General features: G+C 59.6%; 5 protein-coding genes. All 5 read right to left on the bottom strand.

The genetic code is table 11. From position 1 onward, the window contains the following. The coding region (locus B5F94_RS15620) for an N-acetylmuramoyl-L-alanine amidase (RefSeq protein ID WP_204247514.1) at positions 1 to 1,102 on the bottom strand (1,102 nt) is incomplete at its 3' end. A gap of 18 nt (positions 1,103 to 1,120) precedes the next feature. Continuing rightward, on the bottom strand, positions 1,121 to 1,342 hold the full coding sequence (locus B5F94_RS15615; RefSeq protein WP_087331452.1) for a hypothetical protein: 222 nt from the start codon (positions 1,340 to 1,342) through the stop codon (positions 1,121 to 1,123). After that, positions 1,339 to 1,434 carry a CD1375 family protein gene (locus B5F94_RS17100; RefSeq protein WP_255396435.1) on the bottom strand — a complete coding sequence of 32 codons (96 nt, stop codon included), beginning with the start codon at positions 1,432 to 1,434 and terminating at the stop codon, positions 1,339 to 1,341. The genes B5F94_RS15615 and B5F94_RS17100 overlap by 4 nt, the downstream gene beginning before the upstream one ends. Further along, positions 1,427 to 1,615 carry a hypothetical protein gene (locus B5F94_RS15610; protein ID WP_087271792.1) on the bottom strand — a complete coding sequence of 63 codons (189 nt, stop codon included), beginning with the start codon at positions 1,613 to 1,615 and terminating at the stop codon, positions 1,427 to 1,429. The genes B5F94_RS17100 and B5F94_RS15610 overlap by 8 nt, the downstream gene beginning before the upstream one ends. Continuing rightward, positions 1,615 to 3,012: a hypothetical protein gene (locus tag B5F94_RS15605; RefSeq protein ID WP_087331451.1), complete on the bottom strand. Its 1,398-nt coding sequence runs from the start codon at positions 3,010 to 3,012 to the stop codon at positions 1,615 to 1,617. The genes B5F94_RS15610 and B5F94_RS15605 overlap by 1 nt, the downstream gene beginning before the upstream one ends. Between the last annotated feature and the right edge of the window lie 225 nt (positions 3,013 to 3,237).

The raw sequence follows: 3,237 nt of genomic DNA, 5'->3' as shown, positions 1-3,237 counted from the left end.
CTTTCTCCGGCAGCAGTCCAAGCCGGTCCAGCACCACGGCAGCCTCCTGACGGGTCAGCCCGTCCCGGGGCCGGGTGCCGTCGAAGATCCCGGCGGCCACGGCCTTGCTCCACGCCTCCCTGGCCCAGCCGTCCGGCTCATTGGGCTGTCCGCTCTCCTGGTCCGGCTCCTTGACCTCCAGGCCCAGATAGTCACAGATCCCGGCGCAGGTGGCCTGGGCCAGCTTGTCCCGGTAAGTGGTATCTTTCAGCAGGGCCAGGTCCTGGGCATTGGTGTGGAATCCGTACTCCAGCAGCACCGCCGGGGCGGTGGTGGAGGCCAGCACCGTGTACATCTCATGGGCCAGCCCGCTGCCCCACAGCACCACACCGGCGGCCCGGGTACGGCTGATGATGGCAGCGGCCAAACGGTTCCGGGCTGCCGTCTCCGGGGGCGCGGAGGTGAAAGCCACAAAGCCACGGGCGGAACTTCCGGCGGCGTTGGAGTGGAGGGAGACGAACAGGTCTGCCCCCGCCCGGTTGCTCACTGAGGCCCGGGCGCTGAGGCTGGGATAGTCACTCTCCTGCTCCCGGGTGCTTACCACCGTGATGCCCTGTGCCTCCAGCAGAGGCCGCAGGCGGGTGTACAGATCCCAGGTAAAGTCACATTCCCTGTAGCTCCCATCCAGGGAGCCGTTGACGCACCCCGGCCCATGTCCGGGGTCCAGGCATACAATAAGTTTGCTCACAGGTTTATCCTCCTTGTCCGGCGGCGTCTCCGCCGTCTTTTTTGTCCAAACGCAGATCCAGTTGTGGACCTTCCGCGTAGCTTTGATCTGCTCCCCGGTAAAATCACACTGGGACGATCCTCCGCCATCCAGCATCATGGCCGAGTCACAGCCAAGGGCCAGCAGTTCCTGGGTCAGCGCTTCGGGGTCGCTTGAATCGCTGGTGCCGTCGCCGGAGCAATACAGCACCAAAGCGTCCTTTGTCATACCGATGGCAGACCGGCCGCGCACGCCGTCCTGTGCGGCGGCATAGGTCTTTTCGGGGTACTTTGCCCCGTCCTTGATGATAGGCGATACCGCCAGATAGTTGGGGCTGTTTTCCCAATCCAGGGTCATGTGGATATCCGTGTCCGTTCATCCATAGCCGTGAACATTGCCCCACGGCGTCTTGGACAGCAGCTTCCCTCCGACTTTGAGGCCAGCGCACGGGGAACCGTCCGGGTTCCACATACCGCCATTCAGTATGTAGTCCGCGCCGGTTTCGGCCTTGACTTCATCCAGAGATTTGCGGCAGTTGGTGACGATGATTTCAATCCGCTGGACCTGGCTCAGCTGGATGGATGCGATCCTTTTCACAGCATTCCCTCCACTTCCTCCCGCCACAGCGCGGGGACCTGCTCAAGCGTCCACAGACCGCGGCGGATGAGGTCAGCGTACAAATTAGCCATTGCTCATACCTCCCATCGCAGTCATCATCGCCACGCCGAGCTCAGCCACCGCCAGCTCCAGCGCGGTCAGACGATCCGGTTCAGTTGTAGGCGCAGGCTGCTCCTGCTGCAACCGGTTGAATTCCTCCATTTCCTCCGGGGTCATGTCTCTGGTTATGCCATTCACGCAGGTTTTCACCATTACACCGCCTTTCTCTTGCCATACAGACTGATTGCCGTTCCTGCTTTTAATGGAACACCATCGAAATTCGCAAATCTGAACATCGTAATTTCAGTACCGGGAGTGACAAGTTTTGTATTGAGCGTATTTGTGGAGCCATTCTCCTGATATACAAATATAACGCCGGTTACACTATTTCCAGAAGCCACAAGTTTATAACCGTTTCCACCCAGTGTTCTTTTGTTGAGATAGAAGTCGATTCCTTTTGTGAAGTACCAGTAAAAGAGACCCACTTCTTGCCCATTAACAAATGAAACTGTGGCAACAGCCTCGCTTAAAACAAACGGGTTTCCCTCCGCATCCACGTCAATTCTGCCAGATGTAACATCCGCGTCCAACGTCATGGAGTTTATAAACTCCATTTCGCTGCCACCCCCGGCACTTTCACCCCACACGGCTTGTCCGCCCTGGGTCTGCAAGCTATAACCGTCAGGCAATCCTGTAGCAGGCGGCAGCACAGAACCGAGGGCCTGCTGGGCAGCTTCCTGGGCCACCCTGGCACTCTCTCCCGCCTGGGCGGCAGCGGCTGTGGACTTTGTCACAGCATCCCGTGCGTCCTCAGCATCGGCACTTACCTGTGCGCCCACCTGTGCAACCTGAGTTTGTGCCTCTGCCGCCGCCTGCGCGGACTGGGCCGCGTTTCCGGCAGCGGTCTCTACGGCCTGTTGTGCCTGTCTGGCCTGCTGGGCGGCATCCGCGGCAGCCTGAGCCTGGGCCGTGGCGGTCTGTACGCTGGTCTGAGCACTGCTCACAGCATCACTGGCAGATTGTGCCGCCTGTGTGGCGGCGGCGGCACTGTCAGCAGCGGTCTTGGCCAACTCGGCAGAGGCGGCAGCAGCGGCCCCGGCCTGCTTGGCGCTTCCCTGGGCGGCGTCTTGAGCTGTCTGAGCTTGTCCAGCCGCCTCCTGAGCCGCTTTGGCATTGTTGGCCACACCTTCTGCCGCGTTCTCCGCCTGCTCTGCCGCCGCCCCGGCCTCCTCCGACAGTTCCCTCACCCGCTGCTCCAGCTGCGTAAACTCCGACGGCACCTCGGGCCAATGTCCGTCGCCGGACAGGCTCTCCGGTACATATACCCGGAGTACATTGGTATGCCGCACCTTTTCTCCCTGAGTGGCCCTCAGTTGAAGAACATAGTACCCGGCCAGCGCCAGCATCTCAGATGTGAGCATTACAGACAGGCTGTTTTCCCCCTGGTTCAGGCGGATAATATCCAGATTTTTTCCGGCCTGCACCAGCAGATCCCAGGTCCAGCCCTCCGGGATGATCCCCTCCACTCTCAATTCCCGGGTCAGGTTGTCATACTGTCGGGCCAATACCTTTCCTTGGTTTAAAATGCGCCAGTTGTCAAACTTGATCATTTGCATCCCCCCATATATGGGTCCCAAAGGGAATTAGATGTACGGTTTCATACACCAAAGCAATGATTTATTTTTTCTGACCGTATGTGAGACTGAGAATTCCGGCGGCCTCCTCCTCTGTTAGCTTGCCCGCAGCCGCCAGGGCCTGGATGCGCTCCTTGTCCCACAGCTTGGGGTAATATTTCTTGGCCAGCTCGTATACGTTCACAGTTCCACCCCCGTCAT

This window comes from Flavonifractor sp. An4 (assembly GCF_002161755.1).
Classification (GTDB): domain Bacteria; phylum Bacillota; class Clostridia; order Oscillospirales; family Oscillospiraceae; genus Flavonifractor; species Flavonifractor avicola.
Note: the sequence above shows the minus strand (reverse complement) of the source record. Positions and strands in the feature narration are given on the sequence as shown.

Bases quoted from the DNA above. Each gene is read 5' to 3' on its own strand.
- B5F94_RS17100 (WP_255396435.1), bottom strand. From the start codon at position 1,434: ATGGCTAATTTGTACGCTGACCTCATCCGCCGCGGTCTGTGGACGCTT.
- B5F94_RS15610 (WP_087271792.1), bottom strand. From the start codon at position 1,615: ATGGTGAAAACCTGCGTGAATGGCATAACCAGAGACATGACCCCGGAG.
- B5F94_RS15605 (WP_087331451.1), bottom strand. From the start codon at position 3,012: ATGATCAAGTTTGACAACTGGCGCATTTTAAACCAAGGAAAGGTATTG.